We start from the raw sequence: 25,259 nt of genomic DNA, 5'->3' as shown, positions 1-25,259 counted from the left end.
GATGAAAGTTCGTGCATCGGTGAAAAAGCTGTGCCGTAACTGCAAGATTATTCGCCGCGAAGGTGTTGTTCGAGTAATTTGCAGCGCGGAACCGCGTCACAAACAGCGCCAAGGCTGAGTGTGATCCGCTTGAAGCCCGGCAGCTAGTGCGCTGCCGGGTTGATTATTTGTTATTACAGCGATATTATCTCGCGCCCTATTTCTTGGCTTCCGGGGCGTAGGTAGCTGTCAATTGGAGTCCCACTGAATGGCCCGTATTGCAGGCGTTAACATTCCAGATAACAAGCACACTGTTATCTCGCTGACCTACATCTATGGTGTTGGTCGCACTACTGCGCAGAAAATTTGCGCAGTTGCTGGGGTAAACCCAGCCGCTAAGATCAAGGATCTGAGCGACGAGCAGATTGAACAGCTGCGTGGCGAAGTGGCGAAGTTCACCACTGAAGGTGACCTGCGTCGCGAAATCAACATGAAAATCAAGCGTTTGATGGACCTCGGTTGCTATCGCGGTCTGCGTCATCGTCGTGGTCTTCCAGTACGCGGTCAGCGTACCAAGACTAACGCGCGTACCCGTAAAGGTCCGCGTAAGCCGATCCGCAAGTAATCGCCCCAGCGAATCGACAGGAAAATTATCATGGCAAAACCTGCTGCTCGTCCTCGTAAAAAAGTTAAAAAGACAGTGGTTGATGGCATCGCCCACATCCATGCATCTTTTAACAACACCATCGTGACCATCACCGACCGTCAAGGTAACGCGCTTTCTTGGGCTACCTCCGGTGGTTCGGGTTTCCGCGGTTCCCGCAAGTCCACCCCGTTTGCTGCTCAAGTAGCTGCTGAACGTGCTGGTCAAGCTGCGCTGGAATACGGCCTGAAAAACCTCGACGTTAACGTCAAAGGTCCAGGTCCAGGTCGTGAGTCTGCTGTCCGTGCTTTGAACGGCTGTGGCTATAAGATCGCCAGCATCACCGACGTGACGCCAATCCCGCACAACGGGTGCCGTCCGCCGAAGAAGCGCCGCGTGTAATCCAGGAGATTGTAAAGAATGGCTCGTTACATTGGTCCAAAATGCAAACTCGCTCGTCGCGAAGGCACCGATCTCTTCCTGAAGAGCGGCGTGCGCGCGATCGAATCGAAGTGCAACATTGAAGCAGCACCTGGTATCCACGGCCAACGCCGCGGTCGCCAGTCCGATTACGGCACCCAACTGCGTGAAAAGCAGAAGGTCCGTCGTATCTACGGCGTTCTCGAGCGTCAGTTCAGCGGCTACTACAAAGAAGCTGCTGGCAAGAAAGGTGCAACCGGTGAAAACCTGCTGCAACTGCTCGAATGCCGTCTGGACAACGTTGTATACCGTATGGGCTTTGGTTCTACTCGTGCCGAATCCCGTCAGCTGGTATCGCACAAGTCGATCAGCGTTAACGGTCAGACCGTAAACGTTCCGTCCTACCAGGTTCGTGCTGGTGACGTGGTCGCAGTTCGCGAGAAAGCTAAAACCAACTTCGCATTGTCCAAGCTCTCGATCTGTGTGCCCAACGTGGCCGCGTAGAATGGGTAGAAGTAGACACTGAGAAGAAGTCGGGCGTTTTCAAGAACGTTCCAGCTCGCAGTGATCTGTCCGCCGACATCAACGAAAGCCTGATTGTCGAGCTCTACTCCAAGTAAGGGCTAGAAAATAGGTGCATCCATGCAGATTTCGGTAAATGAGTTCCTGACACCCCGCCACATTGATGTGCAGGTTGTCAGTCCAACCCGCGCCAAGATCACTCTCGAGCCTCTCGAGCGTGGTTTTGGCCACACCCTGGGCAACGCGCTGCGCCGCATCCTGTTGTCCTCAATGCCCGGCTGTGCAGTAGTCGAGGCCGAGATTGACGGTGTGCTCCACGAGTACAGCGCCATCGAAGGTGTACAGGAAGACGTAATTGAAATCCTGTTGAACCTTAAAGGTCTGGCTATCAAGCTGCACGGCCGTGACGAAGTTACGCTGACCTTGTCGAAGAAGGGTTCGGGGGTGGTTACCGCTGCCGATATTCAGCTGGATCATGATGTCGAGATCGTTAACCCCGATCACGTAATCGCTAACCTGGCGTCTAACGGCGCCCTGAACATGAAGCTCACTGTAGCTCGTGGTCGTGGTTATGAACCGGCCGACTCGCGTCAGAGCGATGAAGACGAAAGCCGCAGCATTGGTCGCTTGCAGCTTGACTCTTCGTTCAGCCCGGTTCGCCGTATCGCATACGTGGTGGAAAACGCCCGTGTCGAACAGCGTACTAACCTGGACAAGCTGGTTATTGATCTGGAAACCAACGGTACTCTGGATCCTGAAGAGGCTATTCGCCGCGCTGCAACCATTCTGCAACAGCAGTTGGCTGCGTTCGTCGACCTCAAAGGTGACAGCGAACCAGTGGTAATCGAGCAGGAAGACGAGATCGATCCGATCCTGCTTCGCCCGGTTGACGATCTGGAACTGACTGTACGTTCGGCTAACTGCCTTAAGGCGGAAAACATTTACTACATCGGTGACCTGATTCAGCGTACCGAAGTAGAACTGTTGAAGACTCCGAACCTGGGCAAGAAATCCTTGACTGAAATCAAGGACGTTCTGGCCTCCCGCGGTCTGTCCCTCGGCATGCGCCTCGACAACTGGCCGCCTGCAAGTCTTAAGAAGGACGACAAGGCGACTGCCTGATCGTCGTAATCACCGAACGTGAGTTTGGTAAGGAATGAACCATGCGTCATCGTAAAAGTGGTCGTCACCTGAGCCGTACCAGCTCGCACCGCAAGGCCATGTTTCAAAACATGGCGGTGTCGCTGTTCGAGCACGAGCTGATCAAAACTACACTGCCGAAAGCTAAAGAACTGCGTCGCGTTGCTGAGCCGCTGATCACTTTGGCCAAGACAGACAGCCTGGCTAACCGCCGTCTGGCTTTCGACCGTACTCGTTCGAAAGCTATCGTTGGTAAGCTCTTCAACGACCTGGGCAAGCGTTACGCTACCCGTGAGGGTGGCTACCTGCGCATCCTCAAGTGCGGTTTCCGCGCTGGTGACAACGCGCCTATGGCGTACGTTGAGTTGGTTGATCGTGCTACTGCCGGCGAAGCTGTAAGCGCCGAGTAAGACGACAAGCTGTAACGAAGAACCGGGCCTTAGTGCCCGGTTTTTTGTGGGCGATAGAAAAGCCATCTATATTATTCGGGTCGCTACCGGTTCTCTTTTAAGCAGACGCTATTCGCCCTGACGGGTAATTAGTTATTTTCTATCAAAGCCCATAATTTAATGCATTTGATGGTGTCATCTTGATGGTCAATACTCCCTCCAAGCCGATAGCCGGCAGTTAAGCCTGACCTGAGGAAGATTGAGCATGAGCCTGAAAACGCTTACGACCGCCAGTGGCGCTCCCGTTGCTGACAACCAGAACTCCCGCACTGCTGGCCCGCGCGGCCCGTTGCTGCTTGATGACTTTCATCTGATTGAAAAGCTTGCGCACTTCAACCGCGAAAACATTCCTGAGCGTCGTGTGCACGCCAAGGGTTCAGGTGCCTACGGAACGTTCACCGTTACACGCGACATCACTCAATACACACGTGCCAAGTTGTTCGAGACCGTTGGTAAACAAACGCCAACGTTCCTGCGCTTCTCTACCGTGGGTGGTGAGCGTGGTTCGGCAGACACTGCGCGTGACCCGCGGGGCTTCGCTTTGAAGTTCTATACCGAAGAAGGTAACTGGGACATCGTTGGCAATAACACCCCGGTATTCTTCATCCGCGATCCGCTCAAATTTCCCGATTTCATCCACACCCAGAAGCGACTGCCGCAGAGCAACCTTGGCAGTAACCAAGCCAAATGGGACTTCTGGTCACACTCGCCCGAGGCGCTGCATCAGATCACCATTCTGTTTTCGGACCGCGGTATCCCCGACGGCTACCGTCATATGCACGGCTTTGGTAGCCACACCTACAGCCTGATCAACGCTAAGGGTGAGCGTCATTGGGTGAAGTGGCACTACAAAACCAAACAAGGCATCAAGAACCTGGCGCCAGATGTGGCTGCGCGCTTGGCCGGTACCGATCCTGATTACGCTCAACGCGACCTGTTTGCTGCGATTGAGCGCGGCGACTTTCCGAAATGGAGTGTCAATATCCAAATCATGACCGAGGCTCAGGCTGCCGCTCACTATGAGAACCCCTTCGATGTGACCAAGACCTGGTCGCAGCAGGAGTTCCCACTGATCGAAGTCGGCGAGTTGGAGCTGAATCGCAATCCCTTGAATTATTTTGCCGAGGTCGAGCAGGCTACATTTGGCCCAAGCAACATGGTGCCTGGTGTTGGGTTGTCGCCGGATCGCATGCTGCAAGGTCGCGTGTTTGCCTATGCTGATGCACACCGCTATCGCGTAGGGACCAATCACCAGCAACTGCCGGTGAACGCCCCGCGAAGCCCGGTGAACAGCTATCAGCGTGACGGCTCCATGGCATTTGGTAGCAATGGCGCAGCTGCACCAAATTATGAGCCTAACAGTTACGCTGATGCTCCAAAGCAGGCACCCCAGTATGCAGAGCCGCCCCTGCCGTTGAACGGTGCAGCAGACCGGTATGATCAACGTGAAGACACCGATTACTACAGCCATGCAGGTGCGCTGTACCGGTTGATGGATGATGCCCAGAAAGCTCTGCTGGTCAGCAACATCGCCGGTGCGATGGAAGGCGTCACCAGCGCAGTGGTACAGGTCCAACTGCAACACTTCTACAAGGCCGACCCGGCTTATGGAGAAGCAATCGCAAAGGCGCTGGGTGTAACGCTTAGCTGACTCTAAACGAGAAGCAGAACCGCCCTCATTTGGGCGGTTTTTGCGTTATTTCAGCTACTTTTCTCCGGAAATCTGCACTTTTATGCCGTTGATCCCGTGACCTCCGAGTCATGATGGTTCAAACTACAGGCTTTCAAGCAGGGAGATGTAGGGCGATGCAAGGTCACCCCGACGTAATCGATTACCTCAACACGTTGCTGACGGGCGAACTGGCAGCTCGTGACCAATATTTCATCCACTCGCGTATGTACGAAGACTGGGGTTTTACCGAACTCTACGAGCGTATTAACCATGAGATGGAAGAAGAGGCACAGCACGCCGATGCATTGATGCGCCGGATTCTAATGCTCGAAGGCACGCCGCGTATGCGTCCCGACGATCTGGATGTGGGCACCAGCGTACCTGACATGCTTGCAGCTGATCTTCGTCTTGAATACAAGGTGCGTGCCGCACTCTGCAAGGGCATCGAGCTCTGCGAGCAGCACAGCGACTTCGTCACGCGGGAGATTCTGCGGGTGCAGTTGAACGACACCGAAGAAGATCACACCTATTGGCTGGAAAAGCAGTTGGGCCTGATCAAACTGATTGGCCTGGAAAACTACCTGCAATCGCAATTCTGATTTCCGCTTACAAAAAAGCCCCTGTCACCGCAACGTGACAGGGGCTTTTTCTTGGGCCTGAATCACTCAGGCCCGATCGCGTTCCAACAACGGTTTCAAGTAGTAACCGGTGTGGGACTGCTCCATCTCGCTGACCTGCTCCGGCGTACCTACCGCAATGATCTGGCCACCCTTGGAACCGCCTTCCGGCCCCAGATCCACCAGCCAATCCGCGGTCTTGATCACATCAAGGTTGTGCTCGATCACTACCACCGTATTGCCGTGGTCGCGCAACCGGTGCAACACGTCCAACAGTTGCTGGATATCCGCAAAATGCAGCCCCGTGGTCGGTTCGTCGAGGATATACAGAGTCTTGCCGGTATCGCGTTTGGACAGCTCGCGAGACAGCTTGACCCGTTGCGCCTCGCCACCAGACAGCGTGGTCGCCGATTGCCCCAGCTTGATATACGACAGGCCCACATCCATCAACGTTTGCAGCTTGCGCGCCAACGCTGGGACCGCGTCGAAAAACATACGAGCTTCCTCGATAGTCATCTCCAGGGTTTCGTGGATGCTCTTGCCTTTGTATTTGATCTCCAGGGTTTCACGGTTATAGCGTTTGCTCTTGCACACATCGCACGGCACGTAGATGTCCGGCAAAAAGTGCATCTCTACCTTGATCAAGCCATCGCCCTGGCATGCTTCGCATCGCCCGCCCTTGACGTTGAACGAGAACCGACCAGGCCCGTAACCGCGCGAGCGGGACTCCGGTACTCCGGCAAACAGCTCGCGAATCGGCGTAAACAGCCCGGTATAGGTTGCCGGGTTGGAGCGCGGTGTACGGCCGATCGGGCTCTGGTCGATGTCGACCACCTTGTCCAGGTGCTCCAGGCCCTTGATGCTGTCATGCGCAGCGGCTTCCAGGGTAGTCGCGCCGTTCAGGGCAGTGGCGCTCAAAGGGAACAGCGTGTTATTGATCAGCGTCGATTTGCCTGAGCCGGAAACACCGGTCACGCATGTCAGCAGGCCCAACGGAATCTCCAGGTCGACATTGCGCAGGTTGTTACCGCGCGCGCCCTTGAGGTGCAACGCCATCTTTTTGTTACGCGGTGTACGTTTGGCCGGTACTTCGATCTTGACGCGGCCGGACAGGTACTTGCCGGTCAACGAGTCGGGATGCGCCATCACTTCGGCCGGGGTGCCCTCGGCAACGATATGCCCACCATGCACACCGGCGCCCGGGCCGATATCGACTACATAGTCCGCCAGGCGGATCGCGTCTTCATCGTGCTCGACCACGATCACGGTGTTGCCAATATCGCGCAGGTGTTTCAGCGTACCCAGCAGGCGATCATTATCCCGTTGGTGCAAGCCAATCGACGGCTCATCGAGGATATACAACACACCCACCAGGCCGGCACCGATCTGGCTGGCCAGACGAATGCGCTGCGCCTCACCGCCGGACAACGTGTCGGCGCTACGATCCAGCGACAGGTAGTCGAGGCCCACGTTAACCAGGAACTGTAACCGCTCGCGGATTTCCTTGAGGATCTTGTCGGCAATTTCCCCGCGGCGTCCGGTCAGCTTGAGTACGCCAAAGTACTCGCAGGCATCGCCGATGGGCAGGTTGGTCACCGCTGGCAGCGTTTTCTCGCCTACCCACACATGCCGCGCCTCACGACGCAGGCGAGTGCCTCGGCAATCCGGGCAGGGCTGGGTGCTGAGGAATTTCGCCAGCTCTTCGCGCACGCTGGCCGATTCGGTCTCGCGGTAGCGCCGTTCCAGGTTCGGCACGATGCCTTCAAACGGATGCGAGCGCTTAACAATGTCGCCGCGGTCGTTCAAATATTTGAAATCGACATTCTGCGAGCCACTGCCGTGGAGGATGACTTTCTGCTGGTCCGCCGGCAGTTGATTGAAGGGCATTTCCAGGCTGAACTTATAGTGCGACGCCAGCGACCCCAGCATCTGGAAGTAATAGACGTTGCGCCTGTCCCATCCGCGTATCGCACCCTCCGCCAAGGTGAGTTCACCGTTAACCAGGCGCTTGATGTCAAAGAACTGCTTCACACCCAGGCCATCACACGTCGGGCAGGCGCCGGCCGGGTTGTTGAAGGAAAACAGCTTGGGTTCCAGTTCGCTGATGGCATGGCCACAGATCGGGCAGGCGAAGCGCGCGGAGAAGATGATCTCTTCGCCCGGCTCGTCATCCATCGGTGCTACCAGGGCGATGCCGTCCGCCAGCTTCAGCGCTGTCTCGAACGACTCCGCCAGGCGCTGCTGCAGGTCGGCACGTACTTTGAAACGGTCGACCACCACATCAATGGAGTGCTTCTTCTGCTTGTCGAGCTTGGGCGCTTCGTCCAGCTCATAGAGCTTGCCGTTGATGCGCGCGCGCACAAAACCCTGGGCGCGCAGCTCTTCGAAGACGGAAAGGTGTTCGCCCTTGCGCTCGCGAATCACCGGGGCCAGCAGCATCAGCTTGGCGCCTTCCGGCTGGGCCAGCACCAGGTCGACCATCTGGCTGACGGTCTGGGCTTCCAGGGGAATGTCGTGGTCCGGGCAGCGCGGAATACCGACTCGCGCATAGAGCAGGCGCAAGTAGTCGTAGATTTCGGTGATGGTGCCCACGGTGGAGCGCGGGTTATGGGAGGTCGACTTCTGTTCGATGGAAATCGCCGGCGACAGGCCCTCGATGGTGTCGACGTCGGGTTTTTCCATCATCGACAGGAACTGGCGGGCATAGGCCGACAGTGACTCCACATAGCGACGCTGGCCTTCGGCATACAGCGTATCGAACGCCAGGGACGATTTGCCGGAGCCGGACAGGCCGGTGATGACGATCAGTTTGTCCCGGGGCAGGGTCAGGTCGATGTTCTTCAGGTTGTGGGTTCTAGCCCCACGAATCAGGATCTTGTCCAAGATGGCCTCGCACGGCGGGCGTAAATAATGCGGGAGTATACGACGGAAGACTGGATGAATATACACTGTCAAAGTGCCGGGTGCAGCCTTACATGAAAGCTGCGCGGCAAAGCGCCGCATATACCCTCTCAATCGATGGGACTGGTAGAATCGCCGCCGGTTCACACGAGGTTTTTCCATGCACGATCCCCACAGCGAACGCATGAGTAGCGGCGAGACCCGAGCAGCAAGCGGTCTGGCCCTGGTGTTCGCCTTCCGTATGCTGGGCATGTTTATGGTGTTGCCGGTACTGGCGACCTATGGCATGGACCTCGCCGGTGCGACCCCGGCACTGATCGGCCTGGCCATTGGCGCCTATGGTCTGACCCAGGCGATTTTTCAGATTCCGTTCGGGATCATCTCCGACCGCATTGGCCGCCGCCCGGTGATTTACCTGGGGCTGATCGTCTTCGCCCTCGGCAGTGTGCTGGCGGCCCAGGCCGATTCGATCTGGGGCGTGATCGCCGGACGTATCCTGCAAGGCGCCGGCGCGATTTCCGCTGCGGTGATGGCACTGCTGTCGGACCTGACCCGCGAACAGCACCGTACCAAGGCCATGGCCATGATCGGCATGACCATAGGCCTGTCGTTTGCCGTGGCCATGGTGGTGGGCCCGTTGCTGACGCGTGCGTTCGGCTTGCACGGTTTGTTTCTCGCTACCGGTGGTATGGCGCTGATCGGTATCCTCATCGTGGCCTTCATGGTGCCGCGCTCCACCGGCACGTTGCAGCACCGCGAGTCCGGGGTTGCGCGCAAGGCGTTGTTACCGACGCTCAAGCACCCGGACCTGCTGCGCCTGGATTTAGGTATCTTCGTATTGCACGCCATGCTGATGTGCAGCTTCGTCGCCTTGCCTCTGGCACTGGTGCAAAAAGCCGGCCTGCCCAAGGAGCAGCACTGGTGGGTCTACCTCACCGCGCTGTTGATTTCGTTCTTCGCCATGATCCCGTTCATCATCTATGGCGAGAAAAAACGCAAAATGAAACGAGTTTTGCTGGGCGCCGTCGCGACATTGATGCTCACTGAACTATTCTTCTGGCAGTTCGGCGACAGCCTGCGGGCGCTGGTGATCGGCACGGTGGTGTTCTTCACCGCGTTCAACCTCCTGGAGGCTTCGCTGCCTTCGCTGATCAGTAAAGTTTCACCGGCCGGCGGCAAGGGCACGGCGATGGGGGTGTATTCCACCAGCCAGTTCCTGGGCTCCGCGCTCGGCGGCATCATGGGCGGCTGGATGTTCCAGCATGGCGGTTTGTCGGTTGTGTTCCTGGGATGCGCAGGTCTGGCTGCCCTCTGGTTGGCCTTTGCTGTTACCATGCGCGAACCTCCGTATGTGACGAGCCTACGCCTGCCGTTATCGCCTGAAGCGATTCGCGAAGCTGGCTTGGCCGAGCGCCTGAAGGCCGTCGTTGGAGTAACGGACGCAGTAGTGGTCGCAGAAGAAGCTGCGATCTACATCAAATTGGACACCGAATTATTGGACCGCGCGACGCTCGAGCAACTGGTCAACCCAGTGCCGACAGCGCGCCCAGCCTAGGAGAACGTTATGGCCCGTGGGGTTAACAAAGTCATATTGGTCGGTACGTGCGGCCAGGATCCCGAAGTTCGCTACTTGCCTAACGGTAACGCCGTGACCAACCTGAGTCTGGCGACCAGTGAACAGTGGACCGACAAGCAGACCGGTCAGAAGGTCGAAAAGACCGAATGGCACCGTGTTTCGATGTTCGGCAAGGTCGCGGAAATCGCCGGCGAATACCTGCGCAAAGGTTCGCAGGTCTACATCGAAGGCAAGCTGCAAACCCGCGAGTGGGAAAAGGACGGCATCAAGCGTTACACCACTGAAATCGTGGTCGACATGCAAGGCACCATGCAACTGTTGGGCGGTCGTCCACAGGGCGACCAACAGGGCCAGGGTGGCATGTCCAACTCGGCTCCGCGCCCACAGCAGTCGCGTCCACAGCCAAGCCAGCAGCCGCAGCGTGAGTCGCGTCCAGCGCCACAGCAGGCCGCTGCGCAACCGGCTCCTGACTTTGACAGCTTTGATGACGATATCCCGTTCTAAAACGGATAGTCGCAACGGTTGTCAATAACAAATAAAGCCCCTGTGTATTCACCAGGGGCTTTATTTTTGCCCGCGGAATACTGCGCAGGTCTGCACCCCTGCGCGGTCAGGCACGTCAGGGATAGCAGAATGGAACAGGAGTTGAAACGTGAGTACTGATACGTCCGCATCGGATGCGTTGGCCCAAGCCCTCAAGGCCTGCCGAGAGCAAACTCAGGATGCTGAGCAGCGCATCCAGGAAGCCCTCGAGAGGGTTCGCCAGTTGGAAGCGAACCAGGCGGCTCAAATAAGCCATCTGAAGTACGAACTGAGCAAAGAGATTCTAGAGCAGGCCAATGCGCCCATTACCCGGGCGACCCAGGCGCTGACCTTCATCATCTCGGTGGTTGTGGTCGGCGGGTCTGCGCTGACCTATTTCATCAGCAGCAATTTGCAGACGACATTTGAATCCCAGATGAAGCAGCGTGTGGAGTCGTGGCTTTCACTTGAGAACGAATCCTCAGTCGCCAGCAAGACGCTGGATACCTACCGCACCCGAGCATTGCTTGACTCCTACATGATCCAGTTGGCTCGCCGCAAGGCGCGCGGAGAGTCCATGGTTAACCTGGATTTCAGAAAGGGCGACGAAAACCGCCTGCTGTCGATTATCGAGTCGAAAGACTCGGACAGCTCGGATTTTCTCGATGCGCTCAAACTGCTCTCGGTGGCCCGTGGCGGCTGGGCCTTCGGCGCGCGTAACGACTCAATCAGCGTGCGGTTGAGAGCGCTCTTCCAGGATGTTGATTTCGACAACAACCGCAAGCTCTACATCCTCGAAATCATGGACCGCGATGAGGGATTGATGCCCGTGGCGGTCAGTATTCTCAAGCGTGCCGACTCCCCGAAGCCGTTTCGCTTCCAGGCCTTCAAGATGTTGCAGAACGAGCGTCTTGATTCCGAGGGCGGCGCGTTGGCGCACCAATACGCCCTTGAGCGGTTGGACGCCACTCAGGATCCCGACAGCACCGCTGAAGTTGCGCAATATCTGGCAAAGATCGATCCCTTCAACCCCGCACTCACCACGTTTGTGCAGCAGTTGCAAAAGCAGCCCCGAGCAACGCGGATTATCTTGCACACCTCGCTTGCCGCCGGATGGATCAGCTTGCTGCCACACCCGTCGTTTCAGTCAATGGCTGACCTTGACCCAGCGAATCCTCCGGCGGATCGAGCGAAGCTACGACGGATGATTGCCGAGAGTCTCTCTCTGGCCATGGCCGATGGGCTGGGCTTGGGCGTGATTGACAATATTGCCGGGAAACCGGGGCTATCGATGCAGTTCACTCACACCTCCGGCACCATTAATCACGTTGATTTCCCCCTTGATCGGCTGTTCGAAGATTCGCAGCTGCTAAGCGCGTTGTTCGCGCTTGAACAACCGAAAAACCTGGTCGCATTCGCGCGGTTTTTCAATACGGTTCATCAGGATGAGGTGGTTACCAGCCTGCGCTTGGAGGTACCTGCCGAGGCATTTGAGCCGGCGCAGCGACAACACCTGGGCGAGCAGGTCGAGGCCCAACTGAAAGTGTCGCCGCAGGGCTCCGCCTATTACCGGTGGACGGACAAGAACGGCGACGTTCATCAGGAACCACTGCTCCGCTCCTTCCACCCCAACGGCATCAAGGTTATGTTTGAGCGCGACTACCTGATCTTCAAGGCGCCTTACGATACGTGGATGTTTTAGCGCTATGCGCGGCTCCAGTACGGTCCACTACCACCACGGGTTAGAAGGAAAGCGGCAATGACCTGGTCTGCCAAGCAATACACCCTGTTTGAACAACAGCGCACCCGCCCCGTCCGGGACTTGGTTGCCGCCATTCCCGATACCAATGTGCGTACCGCTGTCGACCTGGGCTGCGGGCCCGGCAACTCCACCGAAGTCTTGGCCGAGCGGTTCCCTCAAGCCCGCGTCACCGGCCTGGACAGTTCCGATGACATGCTGGCCGACGCGCGCAAAAGGCTGCCCGCGTTGACTTTCGAACTGGCGGACATTGGTGCGTGGAGCCCCGCGCAACCATTCGACGTGATCCTGGCCAACGCCTCCCTGCAATGGCTGCCGGATCACGCCAAGCTGTACCCGCACCTGGTCAGGCAACTGAACCCCGGCGGCACGCTGGCGGTGCAAACCCCCGACAACCTCGACGAGCCGGCGCACCGCCTGGCTCGGCAAGTCGCGGCGGATGGCCCGTGGGCTGCCAAGGTTGGCACGATCAAACACAACGAGCGACACACCGCGAGCTACTACTACGAACTGCTGAGCCGGCATTGCAGCACTGTCGATGTATGGGGCACCACCTACCAGCATCCCCTGGCCGATCATGCCGCTGTGGTGGAGTGGTTCAAGGGCTCGGCGTTGCGCCCCTATCTCGCACCGCTCACGCAGAGCGAAAAAGTCGCGTTTCTGCAGGATTATCAAGCGCGGATTGCCCAGGCTTATCCTGCCCTGGCCGATGGCACGGTATTGCTGCCATTCCCGCGCCTGTTCGTCATCGCCACCTGCTAAAACCAGTGGTGGTCATGCCGTTGCGCGGGCCTGCACATACTCGTCCGCCGACACCACATTCGCATACCCAAACGCCAGCGCCGCCATATACGCGGCATGCACCTGCGCCGCCGGAATCACCTGCCCGTTGAACTCCAGGTCCAGGGTGGCGCAGGCGTCGTGGATCACCGTGACGGTGTAACCCAGGTCGGCCGCTGCCCGCACCACGGCATCGACGCACATATGGCTCATGCTGCCCACCACCACCAGTTCGGTGATGCTGCGTTTTTCCAGCAGGGTGCGCAGGTTGGTTTCGCGAAATGCATTCACGAAATGTTTAAGCACCACCGGCTCGTTGCCTTCGTTCAGCACTTTTGGATGCAGGTGCGCACCCTTGGACTCGGGTGTGAAGAACGGCGCGTCCTCGGAGGTGAATTCATGACGCACATGAATCACCGCATCCCCGGCCTCGCGGAAAGCCTGCAGCACCTGGGCGGCTTTGTCCGCAGCCGCTTCCACGCCGTCAAGCGGCCACTTGCCTTGGGGGAAGTAGTCGTTCTGGATATCGATTAGGATGAGCGCTTGCTTGGCCATGGGTAATTGCCTCGTGATGGGTTGATGGGCTCAGTATCTTAGCTGGCGCCGGCGCCGGGCATTGGCTGCACCGACAATAACAGGGGGAAAACTGACAATGGCTGTTGTTGAGTTGGGTGTGTTGATTTACCAAGGTGCGCAGTTGGCCGCCGTGCATGGCTTGACCGACCTGTTTGGGGTGGCCAACCGGATTGGCGCCGAGCACCAGTCGGCGCAATTGCCGCTGCTACGCGTCAGCCATTGGCAAGTGCAGGCCGATGGCCTACCGGCAAAAGTATTCGACACTCACCCAGGCCCCGAGCAGCCGCTGATGGCCGTGCTGGTACCGCCTTCGATCGGCGAGTTCACCGAAGCACAGGCGCCGGCGGCGCTGCTGGCATGGATCCGCCAACAACATGCGGCCGGCACCGTCCTCGGCGGCGTGTGCATCGGCTCAATCATGTTGGCGCGTAGCGGTTTATTGGATGGGCGCAGCGCCACCACTCATTGGTCATCCGCCGAATCCTTCGCCGCACGTTACCCGGCGGTGCGCCTGGAAGCGGACAAACCCATCGTCGATGACGGCGACTTGATCACCACGGCCGGGTTGATGGCCTGGTCCGAGCTGGGCTTGCGCCTGGTCGATCGGCTGATGGGGCCAAGCATCGCCGCCGACACGGCGCGCTTTCTGGTGATCGAACACAGCGACAGCGCCAGCCAGTGCGGCAGTAATTTTGCGCCGATCCTCGGCCATGGCGACGCGGCCATTCTCAAGGTTCAGCACTGGTTGCAGGCCAGCGGCGCGGTGGATGTGTCTGTCGCGGCCATGGCGCAGGAAGCGGGCCTGGAAGAACGTACCTTCCTGCGGCGTTTTCGCGGCGCCACCGGTCTGAAGCCCACCGAATACTGCCAGCACCTGCGCGTGGGCAAGGCGCGGCAGATGCTGGAGTTCACCAACGGCACCATCGACCATATCGCCTGGACCGTGGGCTACCAGGACCCCAGTGCCTTTCGTGCCACATTCAAAAAAATCACCGGCCTGGCGCCCAGTGATTACCGCAGCCGCTTTGGCGTGTAAGTCGTGCAGAACGCCGCGCCCTCGCATCGCCGTCGTGCAGAATAAAACAGGCCATCTGCCATCTTTTTTTCCACAACGGATGAAATTCCGGACCCTACGCGTCAATCAGCCTTGGCCTGATCCCTGCAACCCCTTGTTGTACACACACGGTGGGATAGCCAAGGGGGAAGCATGACCCCAAATCAATGTAAAAAACTGGTGGTTGCTCACTCCTCGCGAGCGGGCGCGCCACAGCATGAAGTCGACACCAACCGCGCCTTGGCCCGTTGGCTGGCGCAGGTCCTGGGGCTTGAATTCGGTGGTAGCTACGACCGGCAAAAACACGCAGGCCGCGAACTTTACCTGCTGCCCACCCAAACGTTGGTGGGGCCGGAGCAGGCGCTCGCCCTGAATATCAGAGGCCCGCAAGACTTGTGGGGCGGGTATGTCGAGCACGATTTCATCTGCACCAAAGCCATCAGCCATGGCCTGTTAGGTCCCGAAGCCAAGGCGCCCGAAGGCTGGTCGGCGTTGTTCTGTGAGCGTGTACGCGATGTGGTGCTCGACGGCCTCAGCGTATTTGCCCTGGACGATGCACGGCCCGCCGCCACGCGCTTGCTCTACAGCGGGCCCATTCGGCTGAAACCGGTGCATGCGTGTGCTGGGCGCGGTCAGGAAGTTATCCACAGCCTCGACGAATTCGATGCGCTGCTGGCGCGGCCCGATGCGGCGCAACTGTTCAACCAAGGCGTGGTGCTGGAACAAGACCTGCACGATGTGGTCACCCATAGTGTGGGCCACAGTTGTATCGGCGAGCGTGTGTTCAGCTATTGCGGCGAGCAATACCTCACCGAGGACGGGCAGGGCGAGAAGGTCTATGGCGGCTCCAACCTGCTGGTGGTGCCGGGTGATTACGCGGATTTGCTGAAGCTCGACCTGCCCGACGATGTGCGCCTGGCTATCGAGCAAGCCCAGGTCTTCGATGCCGCCGCGGATGAAGCCTACCCCGGCTTCTACGCCTCGCGGCGCAACTACGACATCGCCCAGGGCCTGGACAGTGATGGCCAGCGCCGCAGTGGCGTGCTTGAACAATCCTGGCGCATGGGCGGGGCCAGCAGCGCGGAAGTCGCGGCGCTGCAGAGCTTTGTCAATCAACCAGGTCTCAAGGCCATTCGTGTGTCCTCGGTAGAGACCTACGTGGAGCAGGCGCTGCCGGCGGACGCCATCGAGGTGTACCGCGGCCCGGCGCAAAACAGCGACTTTCTCCTTAAGTACGTAACGGTTAACTCTTATGACGGCTAGAAGCGAAAGCATTGCGATCGATATCGACGACGAACAGATGAGCGGGACGTTCCTGAGCCCCAAATCCAAAGTGCCGGGCGTGTTGTTCGTACACGGTTGGGGCGGTAGCCAGGAGCGCGACCTTGAGCGCGCCAAAGGCATCGCCGGCCTCGGCTGTGTGTGCCTCACCTTCGACCTGCGCGGCCATGCCGGCACCGGTATTCCGCTATCGCGCGTCACCCGCGAAGACAACCTGCGCGACCTGTTGGCCGCCTACGACCGGCTGCTCTCGCACCCGGCTATCGACACGTCGGCGGTGGCCGTGGTGGGCACCAGTTATGGCGGTTACCTGGCCGCGATCCTGACGTCGTTGCGCCCGGTACGCTGGCTGGCGCTGCGGGTGCCGGCGCTGTATCGCGACCAGGAATGGACCAAGCCCAAGCGTGACCTGGACAAGATGGACTTGATGGATTACCGCAGTACGCTGGTGCATGCGCAAACCAATCGCGCCTTGCAGGCGTGCTCGGCATTTACCGGGGATGTGCTGATCGTCGAATCGGAAACCGACGACCATGTGCCCCACGCCACCATCATGAGCTACCGCGCGGCGTGCCAGCAGACCCATTCCCTGACGCACCGCATCATCGACGGTGCCGACCATGCCTTGAGTGATCCGGTGTCGCAACAGGCTTACACGTCGATCCTGGTGGACTGGATCACCGAGATGGTAGTGGGGGAGCGCTTGAGCATCATCCAGTCCAGGTAATTCGTGTAGGTGGGCGTACCCGCGAAGGCGGTACGCCCGGCAACTCTTCCCTCACGTGGCGGTTTTCTTAACCCGCAACGCCTTCGCCTTGGCCTCCACCGCCAGGTACATCACCAGCGCAATCAGCAGCGGGCAAATAAAGTAGATCGCCCGATAAGCAATCAAGCCGGCCAACAAACTGCCCCGTGATGCTTCATGCTGCAACAAGCCGATGAACACCGCTTCCAGCACGCCGAGCCCGGCCGGGATATGCGTCAACACCCCGGCAATCGCGCTGATCAGCAACACGCCGAGTACCAGTGGATAGTCCAGCTTGGCGGGCAGCAGGGTAAAAATCACCGCGGCCATCAGCGACCAATTCAGCGCACCCAGGGCCAACTGCAAGCAGGCCATGCGCAGCGAGGGCAGGTTGATCTCGATGCCGCGAATCGACCAGGCGCGTTTTTTTGCAAACCGGCACGCCGCCAGGTAACCCAGACTGGCCAGCACCAACAGCACGCCCACCCCCTGCAAGGCGCCGCTGCTCAGCTTCCAGCCCGGCGGCATCGTCACCAGCCCGCTGCTGAACACCGCGCCGGCCAATGCCATGTAGCCAAACCAATTGGTGGCCAGGCTCAAGCCGAGGATCTTGGCGATATTGCCGGTGCTCACCCCCAGGCGCGAGTACAGCCGGTAGCGCATGGCGATGCCGCCGACCCACGCGCTCAGGTTGAGGTTGAACGCGTAGCTGATGATCCCCACCGGCAGGATCTGCTTCCAGCGCAAGGGCTGGCGGATGTAGGTGCGGCCGATCAGGTCGAAGCAGGCGTAGACGATAAAGCTGCATAAGGTCAGCGCGCTGGCGACCAACAACGTGCGCAGTTTGAAATCGCCCAAGGTCTGGACCACTTCGCTCCAGTCGATCCTGCGAGCGAGCAGGGTGAACAGCGCGATCAGCAGCAGGAAGAATGCGACGGTCAGGGGTTTCTTCCAGCGTTTGAAGCGTTCAGACGTCATGGGCCTGGCCCTCGTGTACAAAAGGTTTCAAGCGCGGTTTGTGCGCCGGCAGCCAGCCGGTCAGCGCCGGGAAGTGGCGCATCACATGGAACACCAGGAAACCCACGGTCAATCGCCACAGCCATAGGCGCGGCTTGCGCTTTTGCGGGATGGTCCGGCAGTGATTTTTCGCAAGGGCTTGCAGGCGTTCATACAACTGCTGGTTGAACGCACGGTCGCCAATCAGCACGTTGGCTTCCAGGTTCAGCGCCAGGCTCAACGGGTCCAGGTTGCTGGAGCCCACGGTGCTCCAGGCGTCGTCCACCAGCGCCACTTTGCCGTGCAGCGGGCGCTGGCAGTATTCGTGGATCACCACGCCATCCTTGAGCAGGTAGTCGTAGAGCATGCGCGCCGCCAGCTTGGCCAGCAGCACGTCGGGCTGGCCCTGCATGATCAGTTGCACCTGCACGCCACGGCGTGCGGCATTACGGATCTCGCGCAGCAGGCGGTAGCCGGGAAAGAAATACGCATTGGCGATCACCGCCCGTGTTTGGGCTTTGCTCAGTGCCTGGATATAGGCCTCTTCGATATCGTCGCGGTGTTGCAGGTTGTCGCGGTAAATCAAACGTACCCAGCCATCGCCCTGCTCGGTCGACCAAGGCGCAGGCCGTTGCTGGCGGCGCCGCCAACCGCGTCGCGTGCGCACTTGGCGGCCGCTTTGCGCCAGGGCGAAGTGATGCAGGTCGGCCACTGCCGGGCCAACCACTTGCACGGCGTAATCCTGTTTGGCTTCGGCGCCGAAATCGGCCAGGTGATCGGCCGAAAAATTGATCCCGCCGATAAACCCCACGCTGGCATCCACCACCACGATCTTGCGATGCAGGCGGCGAAACCAGTTGGTGCGGATGCCGAGGGTTTTGGCGGCGGGATCAAACATTTGCACCATCACCCCGGCGTCGGCCAATTCGCTCAGGAACGCCGGGCTCAGTTCGCCACAGCCAAAACCGTCAAGGCTCACCACCACCTTCACGCCACGCTGCGCCGCCGCGATCAGGATGCGTTGCAGCGCGTACCCCACCTTGTCTTCGAAGAGGATGAACGTCTCCAGCAGGATCTCGCGCTGGGCTTGGCGCATGGCCTCGAACACCCGTGGAAAGTAGGCCTCGCCGTTCTCCAGCAACTGGATCTGGTTGCCGCTTTGCCAGCCGTAGTCCAGGTCGCGGGCCTTGGTTTCATCCGGCGGTTGGTCGGTGGGGATGTGCTCTACCGCGACGTTCATAGTTCGACCTCCACCGAGAGCGGCACATGGTCCGACAGATGGGACCAGGGCCGTGTGTTCAGCACTTTCGGGTGATGGGCCTTTAAGTTGCGCACGTAAATGCGGTCCAGCGCGAGCAACGGCAGGCGCGCGGGAAAGGTGCGCGCCGGCTTGCCCAAGGCTTCGACGAACACTTCCTTGAGGCCGCTCTGGCTCAGGTCGGCGCGCTGGCGCCAATCGTTGAAATCCCCGGCCACCACCAACGGCGCATCGGCGGGAATCTCACTGATACGCTGCTCCAGCAGGCGCAGTTGCTGCTGGCGATGGACCTCGCGCAAGCCCAGGTGCATACAGATCGCGTGGACTTCTTGCCCGGTACCCGGCAGGCGCAGCACGCAATGCAGCAGGCCACGGTTTTCGTGCCCGCTTTGGGATATGTCCAGGTTGTCGTGGCGCACGATCTGGAATTTCGACAGCAGTGCATTGCCATGATCGCCATGGGGGTAAACCGCGTTGCGCCCGTAGGCAAACTGCGGCCAGATGCTGTCGGCGAGGAACTCATATTGCGGCATGCTCGGCCAGTCGCTGTAGCGCTGTGGATGGCGTTCATGAGTGCCGTGGATCTCCTGCAAAAACACCATGTCGGCGCCTACGCTGCGCACCGCCTCGCGCAACTCGGGCAGGATGAAACGCCGGTTCAGGGCGGTGAAGCCCTTGTGAATATTCACCGTCAGCACCGTAAAACGTCGGATGGCGGCGGAGGGCGGGGTGGGGATCAGTTCCGGGTGGGTCATGGCAATACCCCCCGGTTGCGGCAGTTGGCCGGGCTCGGTGGCGAGGTGTTTATCCAACCCGAAACGGTGGAGCAATTGGCGCGCGTCGAAGGGCGCCCGCACCTTGATGTCATTGTCGAAAAAACAGAACACATCACGCTGCTTACGCGCATGGGGCGTGTGATGCGGGTCGATCAGGTGAGCGTCCGGCGGTTGTTTGCCGTGGCGCCAGCACTCGATGCGGTCACCCCAGCGCTTGAGCGCCTCGCTCGTATAACCGCTGGCGTACAACTGCTTATCGCCGTGCAGGCGCAGGTACACGAAATCGGCGGTGACGTCTTCCAGATACGGCCACTTGCCGGCGGTGTCCGCCACCACCAAGGCTACGCCGTGCTGCTCAAGCAATTGCACAAAGGCCGGTTCGGCAAAACTTTTATGCCGTATCTCCACCGCATGGCGCAGCACGCGTTTGCCGTGGGCTTGCAGGCTCGCCTTGCCGTTCAGGCGCGGCTCATGCTGGCGGGCGAGGGCGGCGGCCTGTTGGGTGTCGGTGGGTAATTGCTTTAAAAAGCCTTCGAACAACGCGGGATCAAATTTGAAACTGGGCGGGAATTGCCAAAGGATGGCGCCCAGCTTTTCTTTGAGTTCAAGCACGCCGGAGGCAAAGAAATTGGCCATGGCCGCGTGTGCGTCCTTCAAGCGCAGGGTGTGCGTGATGTAGCGCGGCGCCTTGACGCTGAACATGAACGCTTCAGGCGTGTCGGCATACCACTCGGCGTAACGCTGGGGAGTTTGCAAGGCATAGAAGGAGCCGTTGATTTCGATACTGTTGACGGCACGCGAGGCAAACTGCAATTCGCGTTTCTGAGTCAGCCCCTGGGGGTAGAAGCCCCGCGCCAGGGCGTGTAGCGCCAGCCGGAAATGCCGATATGAATCGCCGCCATGGTTGCTCCCGTAGAGATAGGGTCGTTGTGGGATGACTGCGCTATTTGGCTGAAAGTTTCGCTGTTCCTACAGACGGCACATTCCCGGGAACGATCAGAGCGCAAATCCGTCAGTTCCTTACGGACCCGTCTGAAGGAGCTCGGAGTTTTGCTGAACTTAAAAACTGCCTTACTGCTCGGCGTGCTGCTGTGTTGCGGCAACGGCGCGTTGCACGCCGCGGCGACCGCGCCGGAACCGGAGGCGCCGGCCAAACCGGAGTTGCTGGTGGAGGGCGGGCTGCTTGGCGCCATCAGTTCCAGCATTGATGACGTACAGCAGAAGCTGGATCTCAATCAGAACGTCATTGACGAATGGCGCCTGCGTGCCGACCGGGCCGCGAACGAAGTCGGGCGCCTGGTCGACCAGACGGCTGCGCGTTCGCCGTGGAGCGTGGCCGGCGATTTCCTCTTGTTGTCGGGTGTGTGGCTGGGCGCCTTTGCGCTGCTGACGCTGCTGGGGCGACTGCTCGTGCGGCGCCTGAGCCAGCGCGCATTCGTCGAACGGCGCGGGCGCCTGCTGGGCGTGCTTGGCTATGTGCTGCCCTATACGATCCCGGCCCTGATTTGCCTGCCGCTGACCCTGTATGTCAGTCATTTTTTAGCCACTTCGGTCGGCCGCGCACTGGCGCTGTGTTTTGCCTATGCGACCAGCAGCGGCATCTTTACCACCTCGATGCTGCTGTGCGTGATCGTGATGTTCACTGTCGGCCATAAGCGCCGGGCGGTGCGGATTATTCGCGGCTACTGCCCCAAACCGCTGTTCCTGATCGGCTTTCTCGCCGCCCTCAGTGACGCGCTGACCAGCCCGCAAATCGCCCGTCAACTTGGCGGCAATATCACCAGCAGCGTCGCGGTATTTACCGCGCTGTTCGCGACGCTGATTTTCGGCGTGCTGGTGGTGCGCCTGCGCAGGCCTGTCGCGCATTTGATCCGCAACCGGCCACTGGCCCAGCGCCTCAAACACCCGGCTTTGCAGCAATCGCTGCGGATCTTCTCCGGGCTGTGGTACTGGCCGATTTTATTGATGGTGCTGGTCTCGGCGATCAACCTGATCGGCGCCGGTGATGATAATCAAAAGGTCCTGCGCTGCGCACTGTTCACCACCATCCTGCTGATCGGCACGGTATTTCTCAGCACAGTGTTGCAGCACCTGTTCAAATCCCGCAGCCAGGTGGCGATCCAGCGCAGCAGTGCCTACAAAGAGCGCTTCCTCAGCTTGTTGCACGCGGTCTTGCGCATTGTCATGGCCGTGGCTTTTATCGAAATCCTCGGGCGCATCTGGGGCGTGTCATTGTTTGAGTTTGCCGAGCGCAACTCCATAGGTCGCGCCATCAGCAACTCCTTGAGCAGCATCGGGCTGATCCTGCTGGTGACCTGGCTGTTCTGGGTGGTGCTCGACACGGCCATCCAGGAAGCGCTGAAACCACCGGTGAATAAACGCGCCAGCCGCCAACCGAGCACACGGGTCAAAACCATCCTGCCGCTGCTGCGCAATGCGGTGAAGATCATTCTGGTGGTGATCTGCGCGATCACCACCATGGCCAATCTGGGCATCAACGTCGCGCCGCTGCTGGCGGGCGCCGGCGTGGTCGGGCTGGCCATTGGCTTTGGCTCCCAGCAACTGGTGCAGGATGTGATCACCGGGCTGTTCATCATCATCGAAGACACATTGTCCATCGGCGATTGGGTGGTGCTCGACTCCGGCCACGCCGGCACGGTCGAAGGCCTGACCATTCGCACCCTGCGCCTGCGCGACGGCAAGGGCTTTGTCCACTCGGTTCCGTTTGGGCAGATCAAGGCGGTCACCAACCAGTCGCGGCAATTTGCTTATGCGTTCTTCTCGGTGCAGTTCACCTACGACACCGATGTGGACAAGGCCGTGGAGCTGATTCGCGAGGCCGGGCAGTCGATCCGCGACGATGTGTTCCTCAAGTACAACCTGCAAGGCCCGCTGGAAGTGTTTGGCGTCGACAGGATGGACCTCAACGGCGTCGTGCTCACGGCGCAGTTTCGTACCGTCTCGGGCGGGCAATATGCGGTGAGCCGGGCGTTTAACCAGCGCTTGAAAAAGCTTGTGGATAACTGCGCCGAGGTGCACTTCGCACAAATTTATCCACAGCAGGTTTTGTTGCCCCGGCGGATGGCGCAGGTGGATGAGGATAGGCCCGCCTCGGCGGCGCTGACCGAGCAGCCCGGGCAACAAGAATGAGGTTGGCTGCTCTGGCTTGCTCGCAATGACGGCCAACACGTTGCCAGTGCGTACTTTATCCGTGACGGTTGCGCTACAAACCCGCAAAATGCAACGATTCTGGCAAATGCCAACGGCAAGGCTCACGGGCCTGCCGACCATAACCATCGTTCCCAACAGACCGGGCCTGCTCAATCTATGCGAATGCGCCTTATGTTACTGGGCGGCGGGAATGCCCTCGGGCAGGCGCTGATTCGCCTCGGTGCGGAGGAAGACATCGGTTTCCTCGCCCCTAAACCGCCCCAAGACGGCTGGGATGCCGCGAGCCTCACCCAATTGCTCGACGACACCCGTCCCGATGCCTTGATCAACCTCGCCTACTATTTCGACTGGTTCCAGGCCGAAGCGGTCAGCGAAACCCGTTTGGCCGCCCAGGAGTTCGCCATCGAACGCCTGGCCGAACTCTGTCAGCACCACACCATCACCTTGGTGCAACCGTCCAGTTACCGCGTGTTCGATGGCTCCCGCGCCACCGCCTACAGCGAGAAGGACGAGCCGGTGCCCCTGGGCCTGCGCGGCCAGGCGTTGTGGCGTATCGAACAGAGCGTGCGTGCCACGTGCCCGCAGCATGTGCTGCTGCGCTTTGGCTGGTTGCTGGACGACAGTGTCGACGGCACCTTGGGGCGCTTTCTGGCCCAGGCCGAACAACCGGATCAATTGCTGATGGCGGACGACCGTCGCGGCAACCCGACACCGGTGGACGATGCGGCGCGGGTGATCATTTCGGTGCTCAAGCAACTCGATTGCGCGGCGCCGCTATGGGGCACCTACCACTACGCCGGGCATGAGGCGACCACGCCGCTGGCGCTGGGCCAGGCGATACTCACCGAAGCGCGCAGCTACCACGCGCTGGCCATCGAAGCGCCTACCGCCCAGGCCCACGCGGCCCGGCCGGACGCGGCGGACGAACCGCAGCACGCGGTGCTGGCCTGCAAGAAAATCCTGCATACCTTTGGCATCAAGCCACGGGCATGGCGGGCGGGGCTGCCGGCGTTGCTGGACAGGTTCTACCGCCACAGCTGAGCCACCGCAAAGCAAAATGTGGGAGGGAGCAAGCCCCCTCCCACATGGGTTATGCGGTGCCGATTAGAACTTGTAGCCAATACCCACCATGTAAACCATCGGGTCTACGTCCACATTTACCTTGGCGCGAGTGCCCGGCGCGACCGCGTTGTTTTCCACAGTGGCCTTGGTGCTGATGTCGATGTAACGCGCCTGGGCGTTGATCATCCACTTGTCGTTGATCATGTAGTCAGCACCGATCTGCGCGGCCCAACCCCAAGAGTTTTCGGCTTTGAAATTGCTGAAGCCGGCTTCGGAGGCGCGGCTGCCGACGTGTTCGTCGTAGATCCAGGTGTAGTTGATACCGGCGCCGACGTAGGGCTGGAAGGCGGACTTGTTGTCCAGCGGGTAGTACACGACGCTCAGGGTTGGCGGCAGGTGCTTCAGGGTGCCGAGCTTGCCGTTGGCGGCGCCGAGGGCGGTGCCTTTGATCTTCACGTCATGCTCGAAGGGCGTGGCCGCCAGCAGTTCGATACCCACGTGGTTGGTCAGCATATAGGCGAAGTTCAAGCCCAGTTGCGTGTCGCTGCTCATGGTCGCCTTACCGCCCAGGTTGGCGCCGGCCAGTGGGCCCTGGTCAACTTTGACAGTGCTGCTGTCGGCCTTCGGGTTCACGGTGATTGCACCGGCGCGAATCAGAATGTCACCCGCTTCGTGAGCGTGGGCAACGGGGGTGACGAGGGCGAGCGCGAAGAGGGACGCGCCGAGCAGAGACTTGTTCATGGGAGCTCCAAAGGACGTTTAAAAGTTGTACGTCCAATGGTAAAGATCGTTCCGTTCTGTCCGTTGACTCAGCTCAATGAAAGGGCGATCAGCGTTATTCCGGCAGTTCGTACATGTAAATTTTCTCGGCATCCATCTGGTAGCCGGCGTCGGCCAGTTCGCTGGTGGACGGTTTGACCTGCATCGCGCCTTCAATCCAATACGGCTGGTACAGCTCGTCGAGCTTCACGCCGACTTCGCTTTTTACATGCACGATCTGGTTCGACGGCGGCGGCGGCACGTGGATGCACGCGCCGAAATACGGCACCAGCAAGAACTCGGTGGTGCGGCCTTCTTCGCTGACTTCCAGCGGCACGATATAGCCCGGCAAGCGAATATGCTGACCATTGAGGCTTTGCACCACCGGCGCGTTGGGCAAATCCTGCTTGGCGGCCGGCGCGGCTTCCACCGACAAGGCATCGGCCATGTTCGACAGGTTGTGCAGCGGTTTCATATTGGGCACTTCCGGCGGGGCGTCCGGCGGGATCATCTCCTGCCAGGACAAATCCTTGGGCTGATCCTGCGCCCACGCGGGCACGGCCACCAGCAACAACAGCGCAAACAGGGCACGACGCATCGA

23 protein-coding genes and 2 pseudogenes are annotated in these 25,259 nt (G+C 59.7%); 17 read left to right on the top strand and 8 right to left on the bottom strand.

Going from position 1 to position 25,259, the window contains the following annotated elements:
• Position 1: 1 nt before the first annotated feature.
• The 8 genes and pseudogenes from rpmJ (at position 2) to bfr (ending at position 5,424) form a co-directional block, all read left to right on the top strand.
• Positions 2 to 118: a 50S ribosomal protein L36 gene (gene rpmJ / locus AB4O25_RS15510; RefSeq protein ID WP_002555468.1), complete on the top strand. Its 117-nt coding sequence runs from the start codon at positions 2 to 4 to the stop codon at positions 116 to 118.
• A 129-nt stretch (positions 119 to 247) separates the two neighbouring features.
• Complete coding sequence (gene rpsM / locus AB4O25_RS15505) at positions 248 to 604, top strand: 30S ribosomal protein S13 (protein WP_003194635.1); 357 nt, start codon at positions 248 to 250, stop codon at positions 602 to 604.
• A 30-nt stretch (positions 605 to 634) separates the two neighbouring features.
• Positions 635 to 1,024: a 30S ribosomal protein S11 gene (gene rpsK, locus AB4O25_RS15500; protein ID WP_002555466.1), complete on the top strand. Its 390-nt coding sequence runs from the start codon at positions 635 to 637 to the stop codon at positions 1,022 to 1,024.
• A gap of 18 nt (positions 1,025 to 1,042) precedes the next feature.
• Positions 1,043 to 1,662, top strand: a pseudogene (gene rpsD, locus AB4O25_RS15495) (30S ribosomal protein S4).
• A 22-nt stretch (positions 1,663 to 1,684) separates the two neighbouring features.
• Positions 1,685 to 2,686, top strand: coding sequence for a DNA-directed RNA polymerase subunit alpha (locus AB4O25_RS15490; RefSeq protein ID WP_003176403.1), 1,002 nt, complete (start codon positions 1,685 to 1,687; stop codon positions 2,684 to 2,686).
• A 41-nt stretch (positions 2,687 to 2,727) separates the two neighbouring features.
• Positions 2,728 to 3,114, top strand: a complete 387-nt coding sequence (gene rplQ / locus AB4O25_RS15485) for a 50S ribosomal protein L17 (RefSeq protein ID WP_003176402.1) — start codon at positions 2,728 to 2,730, stop codon at positions 3,112 to 3,114.
• A gap of 244 nt (positions 3,115 to 3,358) precedes the next feature.
• On the top strand, positions 3,359 to 4,804 hold the full coding sequence (locus AB4O25_RS15480) for a catalase (protein WP_068931681.1): 1,446 nt from the start codon (positions 3,359 to 3,361) through the stop codon (positions 4,802 to 4,804).
• Positions 4,805 to 4,959: 155 nt separating this feature from the next.
• Positions 4,960 to 5,424, top strand: coding sequence for a bacterioferritin (bfr, locus tag AB4O25_RS15475; protein ID WP_017525959.1), 465 nt, complete (start codon positions 4,960 to 4,962; stop codon positions 5,422 to 5,424).
• 66 nt (positions 5,425 to 5,490) lie between these two features.
• On the opposite strand, the gene uvrA is transcribed toward bfr, so the two are convergent.
• Positions 5,491 to 8,325, bottom strand: coding sequence for an excinuclease ABC subunit UvrA (uvrA, locus tag AB4O25_RS15470; protein ID WP_116079178.1), 2,835 nt, complete (start codon positions 8,323 to 8,325; stop codon positions 5,491 to 5,493).
• A gap of 178 nt (positions 8,326 to 8,503) precedes the next feature.
• Here uvrA and AB4O25_RS15465 point away from each other — a divergent pair, with 178 nt between their 5' ends.
• From AB4O25_RS15465 to tam, 4 genes are all read left to right on the top strand, one after another.
• Positions 8,504 to 9,898 (top strand): MFS transporter, encoded by a 1,395-nt coding sequence (locus tag AB4O25_RS15465; RefSeq protein WP_017525961.1) that lies wholly within the window; start codon positions 8,504 to 8,506, stop codon positions 9,896 to 9,898.
• A 9-nt stretch (positions 9,899 to 9,907) separates the two neighbouring features.
• Positions 9,908 to 10,423 carry a single-stranded DNA-binding protein gene (locus AB4O25_RS15460; protein WP_003176397.1) on the top strand — a complete coding sequence of 172 codons (516 nt, stop codon included), beginning with the start codon at positions 9,908 to 9,910 and terminating at the stop codon, positions 10,421 to 10,423.
• Positions 10,424 to 10,571: 148 nt separating this feature from the next.
• Positions 10,572 to 12,143, top strand: a complete 1,572-nt coding sequence (locus AB4O25_RS15455; RefSeq protein ID WP_068934157.1) for a hypothetical protein — start codon at positions 10,572 to 10,574, stop codon at positions 12,141 to 12,143.
• A 57-nt stretch (positions 12,144 to 12,200) separates the two neighbouring features.
• Entirely contained in the window at positions 12,201 to 12,962 is a 762-nt protein-coding gene (gene tam, locus AB4O25_RS15450; RefSeq protein WP_065879153.1) for a trans-aconitate 2-methyltransferase, read from the top strand.
• Between the two features lie 12 nt (positions 12,963 to 12,974).
• On the opposite strand, the gene AB4O25_RS15445 is transcribed toward tam, so the two are convergent.
• A complete protein-coding gene (locus AB4O25_RS15445; RefSeq protein ID WP_065879154.1) occupies positions 12,975 to 13,535 on the bottom strand; it encodes a cysteine hydrolase family protein in 561 nt (186 codons plus the stop codon).
• Between the two features lie 97 nt (positions 13,536 to 13,632).
• Between AB4O25_RS15445 and AB4O25_RS15440 the strand changes: the two genes are divergently transcribed.
• From AB4O25_RS15440 to AB4O25_RS15430, 3 genes are all read left to right on the top strand, one after another.
• Positions 13,633 to 14,592, top strand: a complete 960-nt coding sequence (locus AB4O25_RS15440) for a GlxA family transcriptional regulator (RefSeq protein WP_026067109.1) — start codon at positions 13,633 to 13,635, stop codon at positions 14,590 to 14,592.
• Positions 14,593 to 14,763: 171 nt separating this feature from the next.
• Positions 14,764 to 15,873: a DUF3182 family protein gene (locus tag AB4O25_RS15435; protein WP_460149744.1), complete on the top strand. Its 1,110-nt coding sequence runs from the start codon at positions 14,764 to 14,766 to the stop codon at positions 15,871 to 15,873.
• The gene (locus AB4O25_RS15430) at positions 15,863 to 16,618 is read left to right on the top strand and encodes an alpha/beta hydrolase family protein (protein ID WP_017525968.1); all 756 of its coding nucleotides are present in this window, start codon (positions 15,863 to 15,865) and stop codon (positions 16,616 to 16,618) included. Before AB4O25_RS15435 ends, AB4O25_RS15430 begins: the two co-directional genes overlap by 11 nt.
• A gap of 51 nt (positions 16,619 to 16,669) precedes the next feature.
• Here AB4O25_RS15430 and AB4O25_RS15425 read toward each other — a convergent pair whose 3' ends face one another.
• The 4 genes and pseudogenes from AB4O25_RS15425 to AB4O25_RS15410 all read right to left on the bottom strand — a co-directional run.
• Entirely contained in the window at positions 16,670 to 17,614 is a 945-nt protein-coding gene (locus AB4O25_RS15425; RefSeq protein ID WP_068934167.1) for a lysylphosphatidylglycerol synthase domain-containing protein, read from the bottom strand.
• Positions 17,604 to 18,872 carry a cardiolipin synthase ClsB gene (gene clsB, locus AB4O25_RS15420; RefSeq protein WP_135196959.1) on the bottom strand — a complete coding sequence of 423 codons (1,269 nt, stop codon included), beginning with the start codon at positions 18,870 to 18,872 and terminating at the stop codon, positions 17,604 to 17,606. The genes AB4O25_RS15425 and clsB overlap by 11 nt, the downstream gene beginning before the upstream one ends.
• Complete coding sequence (locus tag AB4O25_RS15415; protein WP_017525971.1) at positions 18,869 to 19,645, bottom strand: endonuclease/exonuclease/phosphatase family protein; 777 nt, start codon at positions 19,643 to 19,645, stop codon at positions 18,869 to 18,871. Before AB4O25_RS15415 ends, clsB begins: the two co-directional genes overlap by 4 nt.
• 9 nt (positions 19,646 to 19,654) lie before the next feature.
• Positions 19,655 to 20,568 (bottom strand): annotated as a pseudogene (locus tag AB4O25_RS15410) (DUF72 domain-containing protein); the annotation flags it as partial.
• Positions 20,569 to 20,716: 148 nt separating this feature from the next.
• Here AB4O25_RS15410 and AB4O25_RS15405 point away from each other — a divergent pair.
• Both AB4O25_RS15405 and AB4O25_RS15400 read left to right on the top strand, forming a co-directional pair.
• Positions 20,717 to 22,816 carry a mechanosensitive ion channel family protein gene (locus AB4O25_RS15405; protein ID WP_460149742.1) on the top strand — a complete coding sequence of 700 codons (2,100 nt, stop codon included), beginning with the start codon at positions 20,717 to 20,719 and terminating at the stop codon, positions 22,814 to 22,816.
• A gap of 177 nt (positions 22,817 to 22,993) precedes the next feature.
• On the top strand, positions 22,994 to 23,878 hold the full coding sequence (locus AB4O25_RS15400; protein WP_017525974.1) for a sugar nucleotide-binding protein: 885 nt from the start codon (positions 22,994 to 22,996) through the stop codon (positions 23,876 to 23,878).
• A gap of 63 nt (positions 23,879 to 23,941) precedes the next feature.
• Here the strand turns inward: AB4O25_RS15400 and AB4O25_RS15395 are convergent, their stop codons facing one another.
• Positions 23,942 to 24,640, bottom strand: a complete 699-nt coding sequence (locus tag AB4O25_RS15395) for an OmpW/AlkL family protein (RefSeq protein ID WP_460149741.1) — start codon at positions 24,638 to 24,640, stop codon at positions 23,942 to 23,944.
• Between the two features lie 94 nt (positions 24,641 to 24,734).
• Complete coding sequence (locus tag AB4O25_RS15390; RefSeq protein ID WP_065879161.1) at positions 24,735 to 25,256, bottom strand: DUF3299 domain-containing protein; 522 nt, start codon at positions 25,254 to 25,256, stop codon at positions 24,735 to 24,737.
• Positions 25,257 to 25,259 lie beyond the last annotated feature (3 nt).

It is taken from the genome of Pseudomonas sp. S3_A03 (assembly GCF_054668275.1).
This window is presented reverse-complemented; position numbering and strand designations above follow the sequence as displayed.

Coding starts and splice junctions, on each gene's coding strand:
- rpmJ (WP_002555468.1), top strand. CDS start 2: ATGAAAGTTCGTGCATCGGTGAAAAAGCTGTGCCGTAACTGCAAGATT.
- rpsM (WP_003194635.1), top strand. CDS start 248: ATGGCCCGTATTGCAGGCGTTAACATTCCAGATAACAAGCACACTGTT.
- rpsK (WP_002555466.1), top strand. CDS start 635: ATGGCAAAACCTGCTGCTCGTCCTCGTAAAAAAGTTAAAAAGACAGTG.
- AB4O25_RS15490 (WP_003176403.1), top strand. CDS start 1,685: ATGCAGATTTCGGTAAATGAGTTCCTGACACCCCGCCACATTGATGTG.
- rplQ (WP_003176402.1), top strand. CDS start 2,728: ATGCGTCATCGTAAAAGTGGTCGTCACCTGAGCCGTACCAGCTCGCAC.
- AB4O25_RS15480 (WP_068931681.1), top strand. CDS start 3,359: ATGAGCCTGAAAACGCTTACGACCGCCAGTGGCGCTCCCGTTGCTGAC.
- bfr (WP_017525959.1), top strand. CDS start 4,960: ATGCAAGGTCACCCCGACGTAATCGATTACCTCAACACGTTGCTGACG.
- AB4O25_RS15465 (WP_017525961.1), top strand. CDS start 8,504: ATGCACGATCCCCACAGCGAACGCATGAGTAGCGGCGAGACCCGAGCA.
- AB4O25_RS15460 (WP_003176397.1), top strand. CDS start 9,908: ATGGCCCGTGGGGTTAACAAAGTCATATTGGTCGGTACGTGCGGCCAG.
- tam (WP_065879153.1), top strand. CDS start 12,201: ATGACCTGGTCTGCCAAGCAATACACCCTGTTTGAACAACAGCGCACC.
- AB4O25_RS15445 (WP_065879154.1), bottom strand. CDS start 13,535: ATGGCCAAGCAAGCGCTCATCCTAATCGATATCCAGAACGACTACTTC.
- AB4O25_RS15440 (WP_026067109.1), top strand. CDS start 13,633: ATGGCTGTTGTTGAGTTGGGTGTGTTGATTTACCAAGGTGCGCAGTTG.
- AB4O25_RS15435 (WP_460149744.1), top strand. CDS start 14,764: ATGACCCCAAATCAATGTAAAAAACTGGTGGTTGCTCACTCCTCGCGA.
- AB4O25_RS15430 (WP_017525968.1), top strand. CDS start 15,863: ATGACGGCTAGAAGCGAAAGCATTGCGATCGATATCGACGACGAACAG.
- AB4O25_RS15425 (WP_068934167.1), bottom strand. CDS start 17,614: ATGACGTCTGAACGCTTCAAACGCTGGAAGAAACCCCTGACCGTCGCA.
- clsB (WP_135196959.1), bottom strand. CDS start 18,872: ATGAACGTCGCGGTAGAGCACATCCCCACCGACCAACCGCCGGATGAA.
- AB4O25_RS15415 (WP_017525971.1), bottom strand. CDS start 19,645: ATGACCCACCCGGAACTGATCCCCACCCCGCCCTCCGCCGCCATCCGA.
- AB4O25_RS15400 (WP_017525974.1), top strand. CDS start 22,994: ATGCGAATGCGCCTTATGTTACTGGGCGGCGGGAATGCCCTCGGGCAG.
- AB4O25_RS15395 (WP_460149741.1), bottom strand. CDS start 24,640: ATGAACAAGTCTCTGCTCGGCGCGTCCCTCTTCGCGCTCGCCCTCGTC.
- AB4O25_RS15390 (WP_065879161.1), bottom strand. CDS start 25,256: ATGCGTCGTGCCCTGTTTGCGCTGTTGTTGCTGGTGGCCGTGCCCGCG.